17 protein-coding genes and 1 pseudogene are annotated in these 23,123 nt (G+C 36.8%); 10 read left to right on the top strand and 8 right to left on the bottom strand.

What is annotated here, in order from left to right; translation table 11 throughout:
• Positions 1–9 precede the first annotated feature (9 nt).
• On the top strand, positions 10–165 hold the full coding sequence (locus tag ACIQ2X_RS03695; protein WP_396177533.1) for a T9SS type A sorting domain-containing protein: 156 nt from the start codon (positions 10–12) through the stop codon (positions 163–165).
• Positions 166–218: 53 nt separating this feature from the next.
• On the opposite strand, the gene ACIQ2X_RS03690 is transcribed toward ACIQ2X_RS03695, so the two are convergent.
• From ACIQ2X_RS03690 to ACIQ2X_RS03660, 7 genes are all read right to left on the bottom strand, one after another.
• Entirely contained in the window at positions 219–500 is a 282-nt protein-coding gene (locus tag ACIQ2X_RS03690; protein ID WP_396177532.1) for a F0F1 ATP synthase subunit epsilon, read from the bottom strand.
• A 70-nt stretch (positions 501–570) separates the two neighbouring features.
• Positions 571–2,082 (bottom strand): F0F1 ATP synthase subunit beta, encoded by a 1,512-nt coding sequence (gene atpD, locus ACIQ2X_RS03685; protein WP_396177531.1) that lies wholly within the window; start codon positions 2,080–2,082, stop codon positions 571–573.
• Positions 2,083–2,306: 224 nt separating this feature from the next.
• Positions 2,307–3,860, bottom strand: coding sequence for a G-D-S-L family lipolytic protein (locus tag ACIQ2X_RS03680; protein WP_396177530.1), 1,554 nt, complete (start codon positions 3,858–3,860; stop codon positions 2,307–2,309).
• Positions 3,861–3,897: 37 nt separating this feature from the next.
• A complete protein-coding gene (locus tag ACIQ2X_RS03675; protein ID WP_396177529.1) occupies positions 3,898–6,714 on the bottom strand; it encodes a carboxypeptidase-like regulatory domain-containing protein in 2,817 nt (938 codons plus the stop codon).
• Between the two features lie 278 nt (positions 6,715–6,992).
• Complete coding sequence (gene glmS / locus ACIQ2X_RS03670) at positions 6,993–8,840, bottom strand: glutamine--fructose-6-phosphate transaminase (isomerizing) (RefSeq protein ID WP_396177528.1); 1,848 nt, start codon at positions 8,838–8,840, stop codon at positions 6,993–6,995.
• Positions 8,841–8,846: 6 nt separating this feature from the next.
• Positions 8,847–10,574 carry a DUF4270 domain-containing protein gene (locus ACIQ2X_RS03665; protein WP_396177527.1) on the bottom strand — a complete coding sequence of 576 codons (1,728 nt, stop codon included), beginning with the start codon at positions 10,572–10,574 and terminating at the stop codon, positions 8,847–8,849.
• Positions 10,575–10,593: 19 nt separating this feature from the next.
• Positions 10,594–11,400: a glycogen/starch synthase gene (locus ACIQ2X_RS03660; RefSeq protein ID WP_396177526.1), complete on the bottom strand. Its 807-nt coding sequence runs from the start codon at positions 11,398–11,400 to the stop codon at positions 10,594–10,596.
• A 107-nt stretch (positions 11,401–11,507) separates the two neighbouring features.
• Between ACIQ2X_RS03660 and panC the strand changes: the two genes are divergently transcribed.
• The 7 genes from panC (at position 11,508) to ACIQ2X_RS03625 (ending at position 20,271) form a co-directional block, all read left to right on the top strand.
• On the top strand, positions 11,508–12,356 hold the full coding sequence (gene panC, locus ACIQ2X_RS03655; protein ID WP_396177525.1) for a pantoate--beta-alanine ligase: 849 nt from the start codon (positions 11,508–11,510) through the stop codon (positions 12,354–12,356).
• Between the two features lie 13 nt (positions 12,357–12,369).
• Positions 12,370–12,720 carry an aspartate 1-decarboxylase gene (panD, locus tag ACIQ2X_RS03650; protein ID WP_396177524.1) on the top strand — a complete coding sequence of 117 codons (351 nt, stop codon included), beginning with the start codon at positions 12,370–12,372 and terminating at the stop codon, positions 12,718–12,720.
• 3 nt (positions 12,721–12,723) lie between these two features.
• Positions 12,724–13,686: a YbhN family protein gene (locus ACIQ2X_RS03645; protein WP_396177523.1), complete on the top strand. Its 963-nt coding sequence runs from the start codon at positions 12,724–12,726 to the stop codon at positions 13,684–13,686.
• A gap of 58 nt (positions 13,687–13,744) precedes the next feature.
• Positions 13,745–14,884: an alpha/beta hydrolase gene (locus tag ACIQ2X_RS03640; protein WP_396177522.1), complete on the top strand. Its 1,140-nt coding sequence runs from the start codon at positions 13,745–13,747 to the stop codon at positions 14,882–14,884.
• Between the two features lie 10 nt (positions 14,885–14,894).
• Positions 14,895–16,256 carry a DNA repair protein RadA gene (gene radA / locus ACIQ2X_RS03635; RefSeq protein ID WP_396177521.1) on the top strand — a complete coding sequence of 454 codons (1,362 nt, stop codon included), beginning with the start codon at positions 14,895–14,897 and terminating at the stop codon, positions 16,254–16,256.
• 12 nt (positions 16,257–16,268) lie between these two features.
• Positions 16,269–18,236, top strand: a complete 1,968-nt coding sequence (locus ACIQ2X_RS03630) for a transglycosylase domain-containing protein (RefSeq protein WP_396177520.1) — start codon at positions 16,269–16,271, stop codon at positions 18,234–18,236.
• A gap of 229 nt (positions 18,237–18,465) precedes the next feature.
• Complete coding sequence (locus ACIQ2X_RS03625) at positions 18,466–20,271, top strand: DUF4139 domain-containing protein (protein ID WP_396177519.1); 1,806 nt, start codon at positions 18,466–18,468, stop codon at positions 20,269–20,271.
• A gap of 56 nt (positions 20,272–20,327) precedes the next feature.
• Here the strand turns inward: ACIQ2X_RS03625 and ACIQ2X_RS03620 are convergent, their stop codons facing one another.
• Entirely contained in the window at positions 20,328–21,365 is a 1,038-nt protein-coding gene (locus ACIQ2X_RS03620; RefSeq protein ID WP_396177518.1) for an NADP(H)-dependent aldo-keto reductase, read from the bottom strand.
• A gap of 682 nt (positions 21,366–22,047) precedes the next feature.
• On the opposite strand from ACIQ2X_RS03620, the gene ACIQ2X_RS03615 reads away from it, so the two are divergent.
• Together ACIQ2X_RS03615 and ACIQ2X_RS03610 are read left to right on the top strand one after the other, a co-directional pair.
• Complete coding sequence (locus ACIQ2X_RS03615; protein ID WP_396177517.1) at positions 22,048–22,761, top strand: esterase family protein; 714 nt, start codon at positions 22,048–22,050, stop codon at positions 22,759–22,761.
• 57 nt (positions 22,762–22,818) lie between these two features.
• A pseudogene (locus tag ACIQ2X_RS03610) lies at positions 22,819–23,123 on the top strand (hypothetical protein); the annotation flags it as partial.

The following is a 23,123-nucleotide window of genomic DNA, read 5'->3' as shown; positions in this document are numbered from 1 at the left end:
GATGTTGAAATAGATAAAATTGAAGTCTACACTGTTTTGGGAACTAAAATAAAAACCCTTTTAAAATCCAAAAGCATTGATTTATCTGAGTTTCAAAAGGGCATCTACTTATTGAAAATTTTTGTAGATAATGCAATTTTAACTAGAAAAGTAATCAAAAAATAATTAAAAAAACCCTTTCGAATTGAAAGGGTTTTTTTTAAGTAATACAATAGAACTTAATCTACTAATATAATAATTTTATTATCGTTCATTTCTAAAGTTCCAGAGTTGATTGCCAAATGATGTTTTTTATCAGCGCCAACCACAAAATGTGAAACCCCTTCTTTTGTTGGTGCAAAATGAGCCGCTTCCACTTTGATTGCACCTTTTGCCAATATTGAAACAATGGCAGCGTGGTGATTTAACATCTGAAATTCTCCGTCGATACCAGGCACGGTAACCGAAGTTATTTCACCCGAATATAATTTTGCCTCTGGCGATACTATTTCTAAAGTCATAATTTTTAAGTTTGCAGTTTCAGTTTACAGTCTCAGTACTGAACACTGTGACTAAAAACTGAAAACTCATTTACGCTTCCGCTAACATTTTTTGTCCTGCTTCAATCGCATCTTCGATTGTTCCTTTCAAGTTGAAAGCTGCTTCTGGAAGGTGATCTAATTCGCCATCAATAATCATATTGAATCCTTTGATAGTGTCTTTGATATCAACTAAAACTCCAGGAATACCTGTAAATTGCTCAGCAACGTGGAACGGTTGCGACAAGAAACGTTGCACACGACGTGCTCTTGAAACGGCAAGCTTATCTTCTTCAGAAAGTTCTTCCATACCAAGAATCGCAATAATATCTTGTAATTGCTTGTATTTTTGAAGGATTTCTTTTACTCTTTGTGCACAGTCGTAGTGCTCATCACCAAGAATTTGTGGAGTTAAGATTCTTGAAGTAGAATCCAAGGGATCAACTGCAGGATAAATACCTAACTCAGCAATTTTACGAGACAATACCGTTGTTGCATCTAAGTGGGCAAAAGTAGTTGCAGGAGCTGGATCTGTTAAATCATCCGCAGGAACGTAAACCGCTTGTACAGAAGTAATCGAACCTTTGTTTGTGGACGTAATTCTTTCTTGCATCGCACCCATTTCAGTCGCCAAAGTTGGTTGGTAACCTACCGCTGACGGCATACGACCTAAAAGTGCAGATACTTCAGAACCCGCTTGTGTAAAGCGGAAGATGTTATCTACGAAGAAAAGAACGTCTTTACCTTGATCTGTTCCTGCTCCATCACGGAAATATTCTGCGATAGAAAGTCCTGAAAGTGCTACACGAGCACGAGCTCCAGGAGGCTCATTCATTTGTCCGAAAACGAAAGTAGCTTTAGACTCTCTCATTCCTGGCATATCTACTTTGGATAAATCCCACCCTCCATTTTCCATAGAGTGCATGAATTCTTCTCCGTATTTTATAATTCCTGACTCCAACATCTCACGAAGTAAGTCGTTTCCTTCACGTGTTCTCTCACCTACTCCTGCGAATACTGAAAGTCCACCGTGGCCTTTTGCGATATTGTTGATCAATTCTTGAATCAAAACTGTCTTTCCAACACCTGCTCCACCAAACAATCCAATTTTACCCCCTTTTGAGTAAGGCTCAATTAAATCAATTACTTTGATCCCAGTAAATAAAACTTCAGAAGAAGTAGACAAATCCTCGAATCTTGGTGCTTGACGGTGAATAGACATTCCGTTTTCACCTGTTTTAGGCAATTCACCTAATCCATCAATAGCATCTCCAATTACGTTAAATAAACGACCATAAACATCAGGACCAATTGGCATTTTAATTGGATTTCCTGTAGCAACTACTTCGTATCCTCTGCTTAATCCGTCTGTAGAATCCATAGAGATGGTACGAACCGTATTCTCTCCAATGTGAGATTGTACTTCTAACACCAACAATGTTCCGTCTTTTTTAGTGATTTCCAATGAATCATAAATTTTTGGAAGTTCAACATCCTTAGTATTGAATACTACGTCAACTACTGGTCCAATGATTTGAGCAACTTTTCCTATTACTTTTGACATTACTTATGTATTTATTAAATAGCTATTTAGGTTTGTGAAAAACACGACTTTTTTCAGAGTGCAAAGATAATTTTTTAAAATACATAATCAATAAAAATTATTTATTTTTTTACGTAAATATTACCATTACATTCTACACAATTTGATTTCTTTGCTAAAAGTGATGATTTTTGATCAAAAAAAAGCCATCTGATACGATGGCTTATTTCTATTATAATCGAAAGTTATTGCAATGAAGCTGGATAACTAATTGGAAAATCTCCTGGTTTGTACATTCTCAAGGTCGAACCATAAGTTGCGTTGATTGCTTTCATAAATTCATTTGCAATGTAAGCGTTTGCTCTTGCTGTAATATGAATACCGTCTAATCCGAAAGCGCCACCCTGAACAAATGCAGAAGTCATTGTAAAATTATTAAAACGAATTCCACCATTGGCGAGTTGAGTCATCAAAGCATTTACATCAACAAAAGCAAGACCTGCCTGATCGGCTGCACTTTTTATAATTCCGTTAAAAAGCGTCGTTGCAGTTGCAATTTCTGCTTGTTCAGTTGGAATCAAAACCCATTTGTCTGCCAATGGCAAAGTTACTCCATGAACCGATAGTTGACCTGCAGTGGCAGCCGGAACCCCCTGTGCAACTAACGCTTGAAAGTAAGCCGTATTTACGGTGCCAATGACAGTTGAAGCGGGCAATACAAATAAATCTGCCGGTGTAGCTTGACGCGATTGTCCAAATTGATTTGCAAACAAACCGGCTACTGAGGGAGGAAAGCCCAAAGCAACTAATTTTGGAGCAATTAATGCTCCTAAATTTGGAAGCGATTCATCATGTATAACAACGGGACTTTTCCCTGTTGTTGCAAAAACAATAGCACGATCCGAAGCGTTAGTAGCTGCATTATCAGCTTCAATACTTGCATAAGCTGCGTTCAAAGCTGCAAAAGTGGCATTTAATGTAGGTATTTGTGGCCCAAACGCAGGATTGGCTTGATCTAGTGCGTTGAAAGGAACTACTTTAAAGTGAGGCAGTGTATTTACATTTGGAATATTCGCTACTACACCTTTAGCTCCATTAGAAGTTAACGTACTTACAAGTGCATTATAAGCTTGGGTAAAAAGTGCTTCAGCTGTAATCGGATTTGAACCATCAGCACCAGTTAAAGCATGACCCAATACATCATTATTTCCAATCCATAGAGAGAAAAATGTAGGATTCTGGGCCATTGCATCAGCAACTACTGAGGTAGATGCAGACGATCTAAATCGAACAAAGTAGGGGTTTGCAGTTCCATTCAAAAGTCCAGCCACATTACCATAGCCAGGTGCTAATAAATGAAAACTCTTGGCTCCAGGAACACCTAAATTATTAAACGGACCCGCCAAAGGAACACCTATTTCTGTGGTAGAAACTCCGTTAGGCAAAGATACAGGAGCAGCTCCATTAAAAATAAGTCGCGGACCAAATCCTGGTAAAGGATTCCCGCCAAGAAGAAGCCCCCCAACATTGTCGTTCATAAAAGGAGTTTTGAAATCTCCTCCTCCAGCCAAGGCAAATTGGTCGGCCATCAGTTTAGGATAAGCGTTATTTTGACTCGCAATAAACAAAGCACCATCGCTAAATCCTGCAGTTAATGAATTTCCTAATGCTACATATTTCGAAAAATCCGCTGAACCTGCAACGATGGGCACTTCTTGTACCGCATCCTCTTCTATATCTGAATTACATGCTACAAAGGTTAAAGAAACCAACAGTAGCCATTTGAAATTTTTTGTCATAATCTTGAATTTTATATTTTGACTGATCTATTTTTAATTAAGGATTAATGGTTAAAGAGGCAAATAATTGTCGTCCAATCATACCTGCACCAATTACTTGAATGTAATCATCACCAAATAGATTAGCTCCTCCCACTTTTAAAACTGATTTGATAGAAGGAATTGCGTAATTAATTTGAGCATCAAATACTACGTTCTCAGGAACAATGCCATCTGCGAAAGAAGACTGCCATAAATATTCTGAGTTGTAACGAGCATTTAAATTAAAACCAAAATTTTTGAATAAAGCTGTATTTCCTAGGGATGCTTTCACGCGGTGTTTAGGCGTGTTAAATCCTGCTATAAATGAAGGATCTTTAGCTTGGTCAAACTGAAAATCTGCAAAGTTATAGTTTACACCTACTTCAAATTCTTTGTACACTTTTTTAGATAATCCAACTCCTAAACCGGTTGAAGTTACCGTTTCTGATGTATTAGTATACACTTGATACACTCTTCGGTCTCCATTTGCAATCGATTGAAGCCCTAACAAATCAGAACTACCAGGTACATAATTCGAACCAACTGTACCGTAATAAGGAGTGATTATTCGAGAGGTACTCAAAAAGTCGTTATAGATATTGTGGTAAACGTTCATATCTACAGAAAAGCCATTTTCTAAAACAGATTTATAACCTACTTCAAATGCTTTTACTTGTTCTGGTTTTACTAAGTTAACATTTACAATTTGCAAATCAGCTGTATTTCCAGTTTGCGAAAATCTAGTGACCGAAGGCACTGAATAAACTGGAGCATTATAAGCATCATTACCATCAAAAGTTACCGTATCTTGCCCTCCGTTAAGGGTTTGACCAACTTCACTTACGGGTAGAGATTCTTCAAAACGACTTAAGTTATCAGGAGCGGAACCGATTAATGCAAAAGGTCCTAAATCCAAGCCAATGTATTGGTCTTGAGTTGTTGGATTTCTAAAACCCGTTTGAAAAGACGCTCTAAAATTATGATTTTTCAATTCGCCTGCTGAATAAACAAATGATACTCTTGGGGAAAACTGACCGTCAAAATTTTGTGCTTTATCGTAACGAATAGAACCTGTAAATTTCAAACGCTCTTCCATAAATTTTTTCTGAACTTGAGAATAAACCCCATATTCATCGTAACGAATTGGCCCATCGAAATCAGTGAAAATTGTTCCAAAAGAATTCAATTCGTACTGACGAAATGAACCCCCAACTTGGATTTCGGCAAACTTAATAATGTCTTTGAAATTATAGTTTGCATCGGAATGGTATATTTTGGATTGATCCAAGAACTGAGCTCCTTCTGTAAGATCAGGATTAGAAATAACGGTTGCTAAAGCATTATTAAATTCTGGGGTTCCTGGTAAAAATCGGGCTTGCCCGTTTGGCGTTAATCCTAATGGGTTAGCAACTCCTGGAATCCCTGGAACGGTAGTTACGTTGTTGTCTGCAAAATTTCTTGCAAAAGAACTCGCTTGATTGGCATTAAATCCTAAACCAATTTGAGACTGCAAAAATGCAGTTGCATAGTCGGTAAACCAAGCTCTGTCGCCTTTCCACGATCTATTGACATTCCATCCCGCAAAACGCATATCATAAGAATTTCCTGCATCTTCTCCTGTAACATATCCACGAACGAAAAAGTTCTTACCTTGTATTTCAATCTTAGACTGATTCATGAAAAAATCTTGCAAATAATAGCGGTTGGCTCCTTGATAAATGGTATTCCCGAAACCCAATTTGTGTTGCAATATAATTTCGAAATCGTCTTTCCATGGACGGAAATGAAGTGAAAAATCAGCTTTAACGCTTCGCACTTGATTATCGGATAAATCTTGTTCTCTATAACCCGTTCTACTTACTTGACCCACATTTGGAATAAAAGTAGTAACCTCATCTCCGTATAAATTTAATCCATCATAGTTTTGATTGGTACCGCGTAAACCTCCAGCGGTCATACTTCTTTCGTCGGCTGCGATCCACTCGGTGCCTTTCATATAATTAAAATTGGCTTTGGCTGCAAAATAAGGCGAAAACGCATGAGCTGCACGAAGTCCAAAGTCGTAAAATCGATTGTCACCGGCTGCTTCCTGAGAAGTGAGTCCTTCCTTAAAATAAGTGCTGATTCCTTGACTGGTAAAAGGGCTACGACTGGTCATAAACAAAATTCCGTTGAAGGCATTTGCACCATAAAGCGCAGAAGAGGCTCCTGGAAGTAACTCAACACTTGCAATATCAATTTCCGACAAGCCAATTAAATTACCAAGTACAAAGTTTAATGCTGGTGAAGAATTGTCCATTCCATCTACCAATTGCATAAAACGTGTATTACCCACTGATGCAAATCCACGTGTATTGATTGTTTTGAAAGACAAACTGCTGGTATTAAAATGCACCTCTTTTAAGTTTTCTAAACCATCATAAAAACTTGGTGAGGATGTATTTCGGATCTCTTTAAGCCCCATACGCTCAACAGTTACAGGGGATTCAAGGATTCGCTCTGGCGTTCTGGATGCTGAAACTACAATCTCATTTAAGAGATTTTCTTCTTCCAACAAAACCACATTAACAACTTGATTATTCTTGGTAATTTGCACTTTTTGGGTAACAAATCCAACGCTAGATACTTCAATTTCAAATGGTAACTGTTTATTGGCTACTAAAATAAATTTACCCTCAGCATCCGCTATTGTAGCAATAGTCGTTCCCGCAACAGCAATAGTAGTACCGGGCAAGGACATCCCGTCTTTATCCTTAATTAATCCCGTGGCTGTAATCTGGGCAAATGAGATTCCGCAGAAAAATAGGGACAAAATAAAAAAATACACTTTCATTTGTTTTAAATTTTGTTGGTTAGTTGTAGCCAAAGTACAAATAATTTTCACATTATTAAAAAATAGGCATTTATTTTCAACAAACCGCAAATATTATCGGCATTTGTTCACATATAATTAGTGAAATTTGTTGTGATTTAATTAACAAATTTGCTTAAAATGCAAAAAAAATACTATGCATACATATAAAATTTACAATTTATTAAATATTACATAAAAATTAAGAAACAAAAAAAACGGGAATAAATCCCGCTTTTACTGTCAATATTAGTGCTAAATTATTCCACAGTTACCGATTTGGCCAAGTTCCGTGGTTGATCTACATTACATTCTCTCATAACCGCAATATGATACGAAAGCAATTGTAATGGAATTGTAGTGATTAACGGCGATAATGCATCGGTAGTTTCAGGAATTTCTATTACATAGTCTGCTAAATCTCGTACTTGTGTATCTCCTTTAGTTACGATGGCGATAATTTTTCCGCTTCTTGATTTTATTTCCTGAATATTACTTACCACTTTATCATAATGCCCTTGTTTTGGAGCGATTACCACAACGGGCATCATTTCATCAATCAAAGCAATAGGCCCGTGTTTCATTTCTGCTGCAGGATAACCTTCAGCATGTATATAGGATATTTCTTTTAATTTTAGTGCTCCTTCTAAGGCTACAGGGAAGTTATAACCTCTACCTAAATAAAGACAGTTTGGTGAGTCTTTAAAAACTGCTGCAATTTCTTTAGCAACATCATTTGTACCTAAAGCTTCTAAGACTTTTTCAGGAATTCGCTCTAGTTCTTGCAAATAGGTACGATATGTGGTATTATTTAAGGTTCCTTTGGCTTGAGCGATTCGCAACGCAATCATTGTTAAAACGGTGATTTGAGTTGTAAAAGCTTTTGTGGAAGCTACACCTATTTCTGGACCAGCATGTGTATAAGCCCCTGCATTAGATTCGCGAGAAATAGAGGAACCTACAACGTTACAAACACCAAATACAAAAGCACCATTTTCTTTAGCCAACTTGATAGCCGCCAACGTATCGGCAGTTTCTCCAGATTGAGAAATTGCGATTACTACGTCACCTTTATTTATAATTGGATTTCTATATCTAAATTCTGAAGCATATTCTACTTCAACTGGAATTCGTGTAAATTCTTCAATAACATACTCTGCTACTAATCCTGCATGCCAAGAAGTACCACAAGCTACAATAAGAATTCGTTCGGCATTGATAAAACGTTCTAAATTGTCTTCAATTCCAGCCATTCGGATAATGCCTTGATCGGCCAACAACCGACCTCGATAGGTGTCTTTAATTACGCTAGGCTGTTCGTAAATTTCTTTCAACATGAAATGATCGTATCCGCCTTTTTCAATTTGCTCCAAATTCATTTGAAGTTCTTGAATGTAAGGATCAACAAGAGTATCATCTTTAATTTTACGAACTTTTAATTTTTTACCTAATCGGATTACTGCTATTTCTTCATCTTCAAGATAAATTGCATTGGATGTATACTCAATAAAAGGCGAAGCATCAGAAGCAATAAAGTATTCGTCCTCACCTACACCAATGGCTAATGGACTTCCTAAACGCGCTACAATAATTTCATTTGGTTTTTTCGTATCAAAAACACAAATAGCATAAGCGCCGATAACCTGACTTAGGGCTACTTGAACCGCTTTTCCTAATTTCAGGTTTTCGGTTTTTTGAACATCTTCGATTAAATTTACTAAAACTTCAGTATCCGTATCCGACTTAAAAGTATATCCTCTTTTGATTAATTCTTTTTTTAATGGCTCATAATTTTCAATAATTCCGTTATGAATTATAGCCAATTCACCTGAATTAGACAAATGTGGATGCGAATTAACATCATTCGGCACGCCATGAGTTGCCCATCGTGTATGCCCCATTCCTATAGTTGCTCCCGAAGTACTTTCGTTTTCGCAACGCTCCTCAAGATCCGAAACTTTCCCTTTGGTTTTACAAACCATAAGGTCTGTGCCGTTGTAGAGCATTACCCCGGCACTATCGTAACCACGGTATTCTAATCTTCTTAAACCTTTTATTACAATAGGAAAGGCTTCTCTATAACCAATGTATCCAACAATTCCACACATATTTTCTTAATTTGGTTTCGTATAATAAATTTCTAATTTTACTCTTTTGTCATAATCAGGACTTCCCGCTAGGATATTACTTCCGTAAAGAATTGTTCCTAAAGGATGTACTAACGAAGCACCAGGAATTCTATCCAACAAAAATACTGGGGATTGCGTCAAAGCGCCAGGCAGTGGCTTAGCAGTCTTTAATCTGACATTTGTGGATAAGGAAATGGCTTCTGTAACGCTCAACCCTAAACGAACATTTGTTGAATCCTTTCGAATTAAATTCCGGATATGGTTGGTGATTCGGATGCGGTATTTCACACCAAAGTTCGATTCCTTTTGGACAATTCCATCATAAATCAATTTAATATTCTTAGGCGATGCGTTTGTTCCTGATTGATCGTTAGACCAATCTACCAAAGGTCGCTTATTCGTTAAATCGTATAAATATACTCTTTGAGGTTCGGCAACAGCCCCCAATTTACTTCTATTGACAAAAAATGTCAAATTGGCTTCGTTAATTAACCATCCTTTTTTACGGATAATATTCAACTCATCAGCTACACCGTCAGGCATCCCTGTAACGCCATCTTCCCCAAAGTTATCTGGCCCAAACAAATCAATAACCGCAATGGAACCTTCTCCCCCTTTTAAATACAAATTAGCATCACCAGCTGTAAAATTGGAATTGGCTAGGGCCATACTGTACAAATCTGATTTTTGGGTTTCCAATAAATTCACCGTATTGCCCTTCATGTTCAAGACAAGCGTTCTGGCTGTAAGTTTAGGTGTACCTCCATACGTATCTTTGTCCGAAGCTTCGTGCTTTTCGGGTTCACCACTTGGTAATAATTTAGCATATTCTCTGTAATGCAATGTGATGTCGCCTTTGGAAAAATCCAACTGCATCATTGTACCGGTTGTAGCATCTTGCACTTGAAAATAAATTCCTCTAAAGTAATCTTTAAAAACACTGTTGTTGAATAATTTCCCAGCGGGAGCATTCATGATTTTTTGCTCAAAAAAGGCCTTGTCTAATTTCAACCGAATTCGAGGTGACAAACTTGTTTCGACTTGTTTCGGCACAATTGGGTTCAATCCACGATCCAATTTTAAAGTGACAAACTCTTTTTTACTTGCATCAGAATTTGGATTAAAAGCCGAATTTTGAGTCGGATCAATAGAGTTATTAAGCAGTGTTCCCTTTTTATTGCTGTCAAAAGTAGCATCTTGATTGGTATAATACCGTTGCGATGTCTGGAAATTATCTGCTGGATCTGTACTAAGGTCATTTAGAACATAACCGGATTCAAAAACTTTTAAATCAATTGCCCCAGAACCTCGTATTGAATCTAGTCGATAAACGGAAGTTCCTGCATTTCCAGGGACTCGAGTACTGAAGTAGGGTATTGTCAAAACAACGCTATCCAAAACAGGATTTTTAGCAGTATCAAAAACAGGATTGGGACTAGCCAGTTCCAATTGCGTTACAAAGTTGGCTTTAACCGATCCGAAAAAAGGATTATTGTATATTCCTAAAGAATTGATGGGTAAATTATTGGATTGAACGGCATCTGTACCCACCGAGAAAGCTTTAACGGTAGATGTATCATCAGGTAAAAATGCAAAATGATCGTCGTCCACAATACCCGAACCAATTTCACTAAACTCTTGATCACAGGATGTTAGAACAAATAAGAACATTGCCATTGTAGTAACAAACCCATAAAACGATATTTTATTCATATAAATATAATATATTAACTTAAAGAACTTTTGTTTTGTAAAAGTCAGTATAGACTTCAGCAAATTTTTCTTTTGGCACGAAAGGTAAAAAAGGTTTACCCGAGGTTTCAATAAATTTTGTTAAACTTGGGGAAATATTTGATGAACCAATTATTATTGCATCTGAATGCAAAATGGTTGCTTTCAATAAATTTTCGTAGTTGGGTTCTAATAAATCGGCAATTGCTTCGTGGGGTATTCCATCAAATTTAACTTTATTAATCATTTCAAGATTTAACTGCCCTTCAAATGAGTTACCGTACACAGAAGTTACAATTTTAGTGTTTTCAAAAAGTGCTTCATCCTTGTAATAATGCTTCATATATATAGGTAACATTCCTGCCATCCATCCGTGAACGTGAATAATATCCGGAACCCAATTTAATTTTTTTACAGTTTCAACAACTCCCTTTGCAAAAAAAATGGCGCGTTCGTCGTTATCGGTATACATAACACCATCTTCGTCTGTAAATGTTGCCTTGCGTTTAAAATACTCGTCATTATCAATAAAATATACTTGAATTCGCTCTTTAGGAATTGAAGCAACTTTGATAATCAACGGCATGTCCAAATCATTTACGACTAAGTTCATTCCAGAAAGTCTAATTACTTCATGAAGCTGGTGTCTTCTTTCATTGATGTTTCCATAACGCGGCATAAAAATTCTAATCTGTCCTCCTTGATCATTGATCATCTTTGGCACATCATACGACATCGACGAGACTTCGTTTTCTGCTAAGTAAGGCACCACCTCAGATGACACATATAAAATCCTTTTATCCTCCATAATTATATTACTTTCTTTTATTGGCAATAAATAACGGGCAAAATTACAAAAAATTACGGAGTTATTAACTATTATAATTATTTTTGCACGTGTCTAATTAAATCAGTATGCTTATTTTCAACACCCAAGAGGGGCTCAAAACACATTTGCAAAAAAACTTTGCAACGAAAAAAACAATCGGATTTGTGCCAACGATGGGGGCTTTGCACCGCGGACATTTGTCTTTGATTCAAAAGTCAATGTCTGAAAATGAGGTTACTGTAATGAGTATTTTTGTAAATCCTACTCAATTTAACAACAGTACCGATTTGGATAATTATCCCCGTACTCTGGAAGCCGATGTAGAAAAATTAAAGGAAATTAGTGACAATATTATTGTGTTCGCTCCTTCGGTAGACGACATTTATAATGGGCAAACGATAGCCCAAAATTTTGATTTTGATGGTTTAGAGTATGAGATGGAAGGCAAACATCGTCCTGGTCATTTTGACGGCGTGGGTACAATTGTAAAACGATTATTTGAAATTGTACAACCCAACAAAGCCTACTTTGGCGAAAAGGACTTTCAGCAATTACAGATTGTAAAAAAAATGGTTAAAAAAAACCAACTTCCTGTTCAAGTAATTGGACAGCCCATTTATCGAGAAACCAACGGATTAGCGATGAGCTCCCGAAACGAACGTCTCTCAAAAAAAGAACGAAATGAAGCCGCTTTTATTTATAAAACGTTGCAAGAAGCTAAACTAAAATTTGAAACAAAAACGGCTGCCGAAGTCATCCAGTGGGTAGAAAATGAATTCCTAAAAAATACCCATTTCAAATTGGAATATTTCGAAATTGCCGATGAAGCCACTCTAAAATCAAGTGCTATTAAAGAGCACCATAAAAAATACCGTGCCTTTATCGCTGTATTTATGAACGATGTGAGATTGATTGACACCATTTCATTAAATTAATTATCTTTGCACCATGCAAATTGAAGTAGTAAAATCCAAGATTCACCGCGTGACGGTAACTGGAGCCGATTTAAATTATATAGGAAGCATCACAATTGACGAAGCTTTAATGGAAGCATCTAATATTATCGAAGGCGAAAAAGTGGCCATCGTCAATATTAATAATGGTGAACGACTAGAAACCTATGCTATTAAAGGAAACCGAAACAGTGGGGAAATTACGCTAAATGGTCCTGCAGCTCGAAAAGTACAAAAAGGCGACATCATCATTATCATTGCCTACGGCATTTTGGATTTTGAAGAAGCCAAAACGTTCAAGCCGTCCTTGGTTTTTCCGAATGAAAAAGACAATTCCTTGACTTAATTTGTGAAAAAGAAAATCAGTAAATGGCTTTCTATTCTTTTACCCCTGTTATTGGGCGTCATCTTGATTGTATACCAGTACCATCAATTTACAGCTGATCAACTTGTTGAAATGAAAGGGTATTTTAGAAATGCCAATTATCTATACATTTATTTATCACTATTCATCGCCACCTTTGGATTTGCTTCCAGAGCCTATAGATGGAAATTTTCGCTGGAACACATGGGATATACTTCCAAGCTCAGCAACAACATTATGGCGGTTTGCATTGGCTATTTTATGAATTTAACCATTCCGCGATCGGGTGAAATTTCGAGAGCTGTGATTGTAAAAAAGTATGAAGACGTTCCATTTGACAAAGCGTTTGGAACCATCGTTGCCGAAAGAATTGTAGATTTAATGCTGTTTTTTCTTTTTGTTTTTACTGCATTGATTTTGCAATTCAAAGTACTCAAAAACTTTATAATAAGCACTATCCCTTTCGAAAAATTAATCTTGTTAGCTTTAATCGGTTTTACAGGTTTTATCATTTTTGTACTGCTATGGATTTATTCCAAATGGACGTTCATTCTTTTTATCAAAGAAAAGCTTGCTGGATTGATGGAGGGAATGCTCAGTATTGTTAAAATGAAGAAAAAATGGCCCTTTCTATTCCACTCGCTCTTTATCTGGTTTACGTATATTTTGATGTTCTATGTAGCCATTTTCGCACTAGATGAAACGAGTACCATTAGTCTTGGTGCCGTAATAACCGCATTTGTTATCGGAAGTCTTGCCATTGGATTTACCAATAGTGGCTTTGGAGCATTTCCACTTTTAATTGCACAAATTTTCTTATTGTATCACATTCCAGAAACCGTAGGTACTGCATTTGGCTGGCTGGTATGGATTTCGCAAACAGCATTAACGGTTGTTCTGGGTAGCCTTTCATTTTTACTTCTTCCTCTTCTAAATAAAAACAAATAATTTAGTATCTTGCTTGCGTTTTGCTAAACAAAACAACCAATCAAACCACCACTTAATTATGAAAAATTGTTTTTTAATAGGCTTCTTTTGCCTTTTTACGATTCCTATTTTTGCACAAAAGTCAACAGACACCATTCATTCTGAAAAACTAAAACAGGAGCGAGTTATTTCTATTTCCTTGCCTGCATCTTACGGTAAAGAAAAAAATAAAAAATATCCTTTAGTATTGTTGCTCGATGGCGATTATTTGTTCGAACCATTTACGGGGGCACTTCAATACGGAAATTTTTGGGACGACTTACCCGAAGTTATTGTAGTGGGAATTCATCAAGGCAAACCCTTTGATCGAGAATTAGAAAGTACCGTTGATGAAGAAAATGGACTGCCAATTGATCGTGGAGCACAGTTTTTTGATTTTATAGGTCTCGAACTACTTCCGGCTTTGGAAAAAAAATACACCATCGCTCCTTTCAAAATTGTTGCTGGACATGACGTAACAGCCGGATTTATGAATTTGTTTCTCTATAAAGATGAGCCTCTTTTTGATGCCTATATTTCCATGAGCCCTGAACTTCCTAAAGACATGGAAACCCATATTGCAACTCGTTTAGACGTGGTTAAAAAACCCATTTTTTATTACCAATCTACAGCAGACGGCGACCTTAAAAAGATGCAAAAATTAATCAAAACGTTAGATACAAATATTAAAGTACTTCGAAATCCAAATCTCAACTATCATTTTGACGATTTCAAAAACGCAGCTCATTATTCGTTGGTTTTATACTCTATTCCCAACGCATTGTACCATATTTTTGGCGCCTATCAACCCATTTCAAATGCTGAATTTCAAGATAAAATTGTAACCTTACCATCAAATTACGTGGGTTATTTGACAAAAAAATACGACATTATCGAAAAATCATTTGGGATTAAAATGCCTATTCGCATCAATGATTTTAAAGCAATTGAAGCTGCTATTTTAAAAAACAATGCTTTTGCAGAATTCGAACAATTGGCAAGCTTGTCTAAAAAAAGTTATCCCAAAAGCATGTTGCATCAATACCATATGGGTATGTTTTATGAAAAAACAGGCGACACTAAAAAAGCCTCGAAAGCCTATTTAACTGGATACAATATGGAAGAAATTGGAAGTTTAACCAAAGATTTTATGCTCGAAAAATCGGAACAACTGAAGTAGAATAACCCTTATGTCAAAAATAAAAACATCTTTTTTTTGTCAAAATTGCGGCACGTCGTATGCCAAATGGCAAGGCCAATGCAATGCTTGTAAAGAATGGAACACCATTGCCGAAGAGATCATCCAGAAAGAAGAGAAAAAAAGTTGGAATCCGACCCAAACCGAATCCAAGCGCGTTGTAAAACCCCTAAAAATTCACGAAATCGACAGCACCGAAGAAATTCGGATGGATACTAAAGACAATGAACTCAACCGTGTTTTAGGCGGAGGAATTGTTCCGGGCTCGTTGATTCTTTTGGGAGGCGAACCCGGCATTGGAAAAAGCACGTTACTGCTGCAAATTTCTCTAAAACTTCCTTATAAAACCTTGTACGTTTCGGGCGAAGAAAGTCAGAAACAGATAAAAATGCGGGCCGAACGCATCAATCCGTTGAGCGACAATTGTTATATTTTAACAGAAACCAAGACGCAAAATATTTTCAAACAAATTGAAGTTATCGAACCCGAAATTGTCATCATCGATTCGATTCAAACTTTGCATACGGATTATATCGAATCGTCTCCCGGAAGTATTTCTCAAATCAGGGAAACCACTGCCGAATTAATCAAATTTGCCAAAGAAACCAATATTCCTGTCATTTTAATTGGTCACATCACCAAAGACGGAACCATTGCTGGTCCGAAAATATTGGAACACATGGTGGACACCGTTTTGCAATTTGAAGGCGATCGAAATCATATTTACAGAATCCTTCGTTCGCTAAAAAACCGTTTTGGATCAACTGCCGAACTGGGCATTTACGAAATGTTGGGTTCCGGATTACGGGAAGTTTCCAACCCGTCTGAAATATTGATTTCGCATAAAGAAGAACAACTTTCAGGGACGGCCATTGCCTCAACGCTTGAAGGTATGCGACCGTTGATGATTGAGATTCAAGCCTTGGTAAGTACGGCAGTTTACGGAACGCCTCAACGAAGCACAACGGGCTACAACGCTAAAAGACTCAACATGATTCTCGCAGTTTTAGAAAAAAGAGCGGGTTTTAGGCTTGGCGCTAAAGACGTATTTTTGAACGTTACCGGCGGGATTTCGGTAGACGATCCAGCCATCGATTTGGCCGTTGTGGCTGCAATTTTATCTTCAAACGAAGATATCCCGGTGGATAAAGATTTTTGTTTTGCAGGAGAGGTTGGACTTTCAGGCGAAATTCGTCCAGTAAATAGAGTCGACCAACGCATTCAAGAAGCCGAAAAGTTGGGTTTTTCGGCAATCTTTGTTTCTAAGTACAATAAAATTTCACTTAAAAAAACGATTATCAAAGTTCGATTGGTTTCAAAAATTGAAGACATTGTCGAAGAACTTTTTGGCTAAAACCATCCCATTATGAGTAAACGAAAAAAAGTTTTTATTCGCATTTTAATCGGAATCCTAATCCTTTTGGGTATCGGAATGATCTTGTTTATCAGTTTTCGAAACTCGATTTTACAACAAGCCATTGCGAAAGCAAAAACAAAAATGGAACGCGATTACGACGCGAAATTAAGTATCAAAACAGCCGAATTTGATGGGTTAACCGCCGTACGATTTACTGATATTGTACTAGTTCCCAACAAAGCCGACACGCTTTTCTCTATTCAAAAATTGAATACCTCCATTCGTATTCTTCCTTTGTTCGTTGGCGATGTGCAACTCGGTACACTTTTTTTAGAAAATGGATTCATCCAACTCACCAAAAAAGGCAATCGCAAAAACTTTAGTGCGTTTCTAAAAAAAGAAAAAGAGGTTACCACTGAACCAACAGAAGAACAAAAAAGAGATTATGCCGAACTCGCCTATTCCCTTATTTCAAAAGGTTTAAATTTGATTCCAACTGATATGGAAATCAAAAATCTAACATTCAGATTGGATGACAATGGAAAGAAAGCCAAAATAAATTTGCAGAAACTTCGGCTTGCCGATAAACAACTGGAAACGAATATTAATGTCCAAACCAACACATTTGCACAACGTTGGAAAATTTCTGGTTTTGCCGATCCGAGAAATCAAAACGCCGATATTGCTTTTACCAACCGCGATACGGGAGCGATAAAAGTGCCCTATTTTGACGAGCGTTTCAATCTAAAATCCAGTTTTGATTCCATCCGAATTAAAGTCGATAACATTTCTAAAAGTGGTGGAATTCTCAACATTGACGGCACTTCATCTATTGCAAACTTGTCTGTAAATCATCCGAAAATTGCGACGAAAGATGTACTTTTCAAAAAAGCCCTTTTTGATTTTCATTTTATTTTGGACGAAAACAGCATCGGAATCGACAGCAGTTCGACCGCGGTGTTGAACAAGATAAAATTTCATCCCTACGTCAATGTAAATACAGAGACTGACACGATTTATGCATTGAAAGTGGCGATTCCCACAATGAAAGCACAAGATTTTATAGAATCATTACCCACGGGATTGTTTACCCATTTTGAAGGAATGGAAGCACAAGGCGAATTTGATTACCGCTTGGATTTTGAATTCAATAAAAACAATCCAAAAGCCTTGGTCTTTGACAGCAAAATCAACAAAAAGGCTTTTAAAATTATCAAATATGGCGAAGCCGATTTGAACAAAATTAACGGTCCTTTCACGTATCGTGCTTTTGAAAACAACCAATATCAACGACCTGTTTTTGTGGGAGAAAGTAACCCTAATTACACCCCTTTGAGCGAAATTTCACCGTATTTGCGGAAAAGTGTTTTGACTACAGAAGATCCTTCGTTCTTTTCGCACCGCGGATTTATCAACGAAGCATTCAAACAATCAATTATTAAAAATATCAAGACCAAAAAATTCAGTCGTGGCGGCAGTACGATTTCAATGCAGTTGGTTAAAAATGTGTTCTTAACGCGAGAAAAAACACTTTCGCGGAAATTAGAAGAAATTTTATTGGTTTATATTCTCGAAAACAACCGCATTGTCAGTAAAGAACGGATGCTGGAAGTGTATTTTAACGTTATTGAATGGGGACCAAATGTGTATGGAATTGGCGAAGCTTCGCAGTTTTATTTTGAAAAACATCCTTCGCAATTGAACTTGAATGAATGTTTATTTTTGGCCAGCATTGTTCCGCGACCTAAAGGTTTTATGTGGAAATTTGACGGTAGCGGAAACATACGCAATCAAGGGGTGGTGCAACAAAAATACTTGACCAACTTAATGCTTCGTCGGGGAATTTTAACGGCGGAAGATACGTTGTATAAATCTGTTCCGCCAAAGGTTACGGGTCGGGCTCGTTCGTTTATCCGGATTACCGAAATCGATTCGACGGCAATAGATACTTTGGAATTGGGGGAATTTGATTTTTAGAATTTAAATTGATAAAAAATACAAAGTGGCTCGTTTCCACTCACTCGCGTGCCTCCTGATAGTGATCGGGAGGAATTGAGCTCTCCCGATTTTCATCAGGAAGTGGGAACGGACAGCCTGACCCGACCTTTTCGGAGGGGCACGCCCAAAAAAAATAATTGTTTTCCAACCTTTTCCACTTTATTGTCCTCTATGTAAGAAAGACATTTATCGAACTAAAAAACGAACTATGAAAAACTTCCTCTTCCTCCTATTGTTTCCAGCAATCCTCTATGCTCAAAAACCGGTTTTTACTACTGCAAAAGTCAAAAACGTCACGGTTTATTTTAATTCTGCTGAAATTTCGCAAACCACATCGGCTACTTTGCCCAAAGGAACCAGTGAAATTGTGGTGAAAAACGTCGCCGACAATCTGAATGAAAGTACGATTCAAGTTGGAGCTCCTGCGAATGTGACGGTACTTTCGGTTCAGTTTACCAACAATTATATTTCAGAATACGAAATTGACGAGAATTCGCCTTTGATAAAAAAAGTGCGCGACAGTATTTTTCTTGTGGAGAAAGAGATTAAGAAAACGACCAACTCAAAAAATGCCGAAACAAAAACCATTGAGTTGCTGGACAAAAACCAACAAGTTTCGGGCGTAAACTCGGGTTTGAGTGTTTTGGAACTGACAAAAATGGTGGATTATTACAAAAAGACACGAAATCAAATTAGTAATACTATTGATGTTTTAGACGAGAAAATAGAGAAACTCAACGAAAAACTAAATAGTTTGCGGAACAAATTGGAAATCAACACGCAAAAAGAGGACAAAACTTCCAGAGGAAAATTAGTGCTTCAAGTGATGAACGAAACGGCAGGAACTGTGAATTTCGACATCAATTATTTGACCAACAACGCCAACTGGAAACCCTTTTATGACTTGAGGGCCAACAGTATTTCGGCACCTATGGAAATGATGTACAAAGCCCAAGTTTCGCAAAACACGGGGATTGATTGGAAACAAGTGAAACTGACGTTATCCAGCGGCAATCCGAATCAAAACAACCAAGCACCGATTTTAAATGCGTGGTTTTTGAGGTATGGAAATCCAAAGGCATACGGATATTCCAATGTAAATACTGTTTTAAATCAGTTGCAAGGTCGAGCTCCAGGATTACAAATAAATTCAGATGAGATAGAAGACGATTCAAAAATTATGATAAGAGGTGCTGCAAGTATTTCTGGAAACAATCAACCATTAGTAGTCATTGACGGCGTAATTTCTGATGATAATACTTACAAACAATTAGCTCCTGAAAATATAAAATCTGTAAACGTTTTAAAAGATGCTAGTGCTACATCTCTATATGGTAATAAAGCGGCGAATGGTGTAATTATAGTTACAACGAAACAAATATACGATACAGATATAAGTGAAAACCAGCTCAACATTTCGTTTGACATCGACATTCCTTACGATATTTTATCCAACGGAAAAGCCCACAGTGTGGCTTTGAAAGAAATCAATCTTCCGGCAACCTACAAATATTATGCTGCACCACGAGTGGAAAAAGAAGCATTTTTGATGGTCGAAATCAGTGATTATTCCAAGTACAATTTGCTGCAAGGCGAAGCCAATATTATTTTTGAAGGAATGTATGTAGGCAAAACGTTTATCAACCCCAATCAAACGTCGGACACCTTGAATTTGAGTATGGGAAGAGATAAAAAAATATCGATTAAACGCGAAAAAGTAGTGGATAAATCGGGGACAAAATTTTTATCTTCCAAGAAAGAGCAAACCTTTACCTACGATATTACGATTAGAAACAATAAAAAAGAAGCCGTTGAATTGTTATTGAAAGACCAATATCCGTTGAGTCCAGACAAGGAAATTGAAATTGAAGTGAAAGAAAGTGCAGGTGCAAAAATCAATTTAGAAACTGGAATTTTGACTTGGAATTTGAACTTAAAACCCAACGAAACCAAAGTAATCAGGATTAGTTATAAGGTCAAATATCCTAAAGATAAAGTGATCGATAATTTGTAAAAAGCATAAAACCCCATTTCAAAAAGATGGGGTTTTGTGTTTCATTTAGTTTTGAATCACGGACAAGGATTCGGATACAATTCCTGTACTTTATTAATTTCTGAAATTATTTTTTCGGTTAATACAATTTGACTTGTTTGAATATTTTCCTGCAATTGCTGCAATGTGGTCGCGCCAATAATTGTACTCGTCACAAAAAACTGTTGACGTATAAAAGCCAGAGCCATTTCGGTTAACGTCAAACCATTATCGTGGGCAATTTGCTGATATAAACGAGTTGCTTTCGTAGCATTTTCAGAACTGTAACGTGCGAATTTTGGAAACAACGTCAACCTTGCATTCGGATGACTTTCGCCAGTGAGAAATTTTCCCGACAAAACCCCAAATGCCAAAGGAGAATACGCCAACAAGCCAACACTTTCAAAATGAAACACTTCGGACAAACCACTTTCAAAACTTCTGTTCAATAAGGAATACGGGTTTTGGGTAGTCGAAATTCGAGGTAAATTATGCTTTTTACTTTCTTCCAAAAAACGCATCACACCCCAAGGCGTTTCGTTAGATAAACCAATCGCTTTAATTTTACCTTCTTTAATTAAATTTTGCAGTTCTACTAAAACCATATTGATGTTGTCTTCCCAAGAATCATTTTCTAAGGTAAAACACCTTTGTCCAAAATAATTGGTTTTTCGTTCTGGCCAATGCAATTGGTACAAATCAATGCAATCGGTTTGGAGTCGTTGCAAACTTTTTTCAACGGCTTCTTTTAACGATTTGGGTGTAAACCGCAAATCTTCGCGGATAAATTCGAGTCCGCGATTGGGTCCGGAAATTTTGGTAGCCAAAACAATTTGGTCTCTTTTACCTGATTTTTTCAACCACGAACCTATAATTTTTTCGGTACTTCCTGAAGTTTCTTTTTGTGCAGGAACCGAGTACATTTCGGCTGTATCGATAAAATTAATTCCCGCATCAAGTGCAAAATCGAGTTGCGAATGTCCTTCGGCTTCCGTGTTTTGCTGACCAAAAGTCATTGTTCCTAAGGCAATTTCGCTTACTTTGATGGTAGTTTGTGGTAAAAAATTGTAGTTCATCGCATTTTTTTGAAGAACGGCAAATATACCAATATTTAAGGTTTAAAAGTAAGTATGCACGAGGAATTCAATGGAGAGCTGAACTAGAAAAATGAAGCAAAAATCAAATTAAATTCAGAAATAAGATGAGATAAAGAGCTTTCGTCAATCATAAAATAAATGAATTCAAAAATTCAACCTCTAGAAACTTCGATAAATGAAGATTATATAAATTATGAGTTAAATAGTATTCAAATTTTATATTATTTTTAAACAATTTGTCAAATACAAAAAACAATCATAAAACGACTTCAGACGATACTTTTTATTAGATTTTAACATTTTTTTTAACTATTATTGTTAAAAGTAAAACAAATCTATAAAATGAGCATAAACTAAAAGCAGCAGAAAAAAAAACAATCGAAGAAAGGCAAACAATATGGCTTGTCCCGAATTATCGGGATGACACATAAAAAAATAAAAATTTACATGTGAAATGACCAAAACGAGAAAGCGATGCAATTGAAAATGCTTCGTCCGTTTGCAAGCGTAGGTCATCAAATACCAAATAAAATTTTATCTGATGAGATAAACCCAAATAAAGATAGGCGACCCGAGTCCCGATAATTATCGGGACGAATAGGCGAAGCAGTTACTCCCGATAGCTATCGGGAAACCAATAAAAAGCAATAAATATCTACATATGAAAGAAGAATATTTTAAGTGGTATTCACCCAATTTATCTCGCGAAGTGGAGATGTTAGTTTTTGGGCATGCGGGTTATCCCGTCATTCTATTCCCCACTTCAATGGGGAGTTATCACGAGAATAAAGACCAAGGTTTAATCGAAAGTGCCAAATGGTTTTTAGAACAAGGCTTAATCCAAATTTTTTGTCCGAGTAGCATCGATAAGGACAGTTTTTATAATAAAAAAATCCATCCCGTTCACCGGATTCAAAATCACGTTTGGTACGATAAAATGATATGTCACGAAATTGTTGAACGCGTCAAAAACAATACAAGTTCCGGAAAAGTGGCAGTGGCTGGATGCAGTTTTGGAGGCTACCATGCGGCAAATTTTGCTTTTCGTCATCCTGGATACGTGAGCCACATGTTCTCAATGAGTGGCGCTTTTTCAATAAAAAGTTTTATGGACGGACATTGGGACGACGATGTTTTTTTTAACTCCCCCGAAGATTTTTTATACGGATTGAACGATGAAAATTTATGGCAAATGGAGGTTGTTCTTGGTACTTCAAATTGGGATATATGCTTAGATGCTAATTTAAATTTAAGCAAAATCTTAGCGGCGAAAGATGTACACCATTGGTTAGACATTCGCCAAGATCGCAAACACGATTGGCCAGTTTGGCGTGAAATGTTTCCACATTATCTCTCCAGAATTAAAATGCATTAAGTTGCCACACATCAAATTTTAAAGACAATATAATAATACTAAAACGAACACCACACTATGAAAAAAATAGGAATTTTATTTGGGATGGAAGATACTTTTCCACAAGCTTTTATAGACAGAGTCAATGCCAAAGCTGAAAAAGGAATTACGGCCGAAGCTGTTTCGATCGACAAGGTAATTCAAAATAAAGGCGGCGAATATGCCGTAATCATTGATAGAATTTCGCAGGACGTTCCTTTTTATAGGGCTTTTTTGAAAAACGCAGCTTTAACAGGAACCAATGTAATCAACAACCCGTTTTGGTGGAGTGCCGACGATAAATTTTTTAATAATGCTTTAGCCGACACATTGGGTGTGCCATT

Source organism: Flavobacterium sp., assembly GCF_044368625.1.
GTDB lineage: Bacteria > Bacteroidota > Bacteroidia > Flavobacteriales > Flavobacteriaceae > Flavobacterium.
This window is presented reverse-complemented; position numbering and strand designations above follow the sequence as displayed.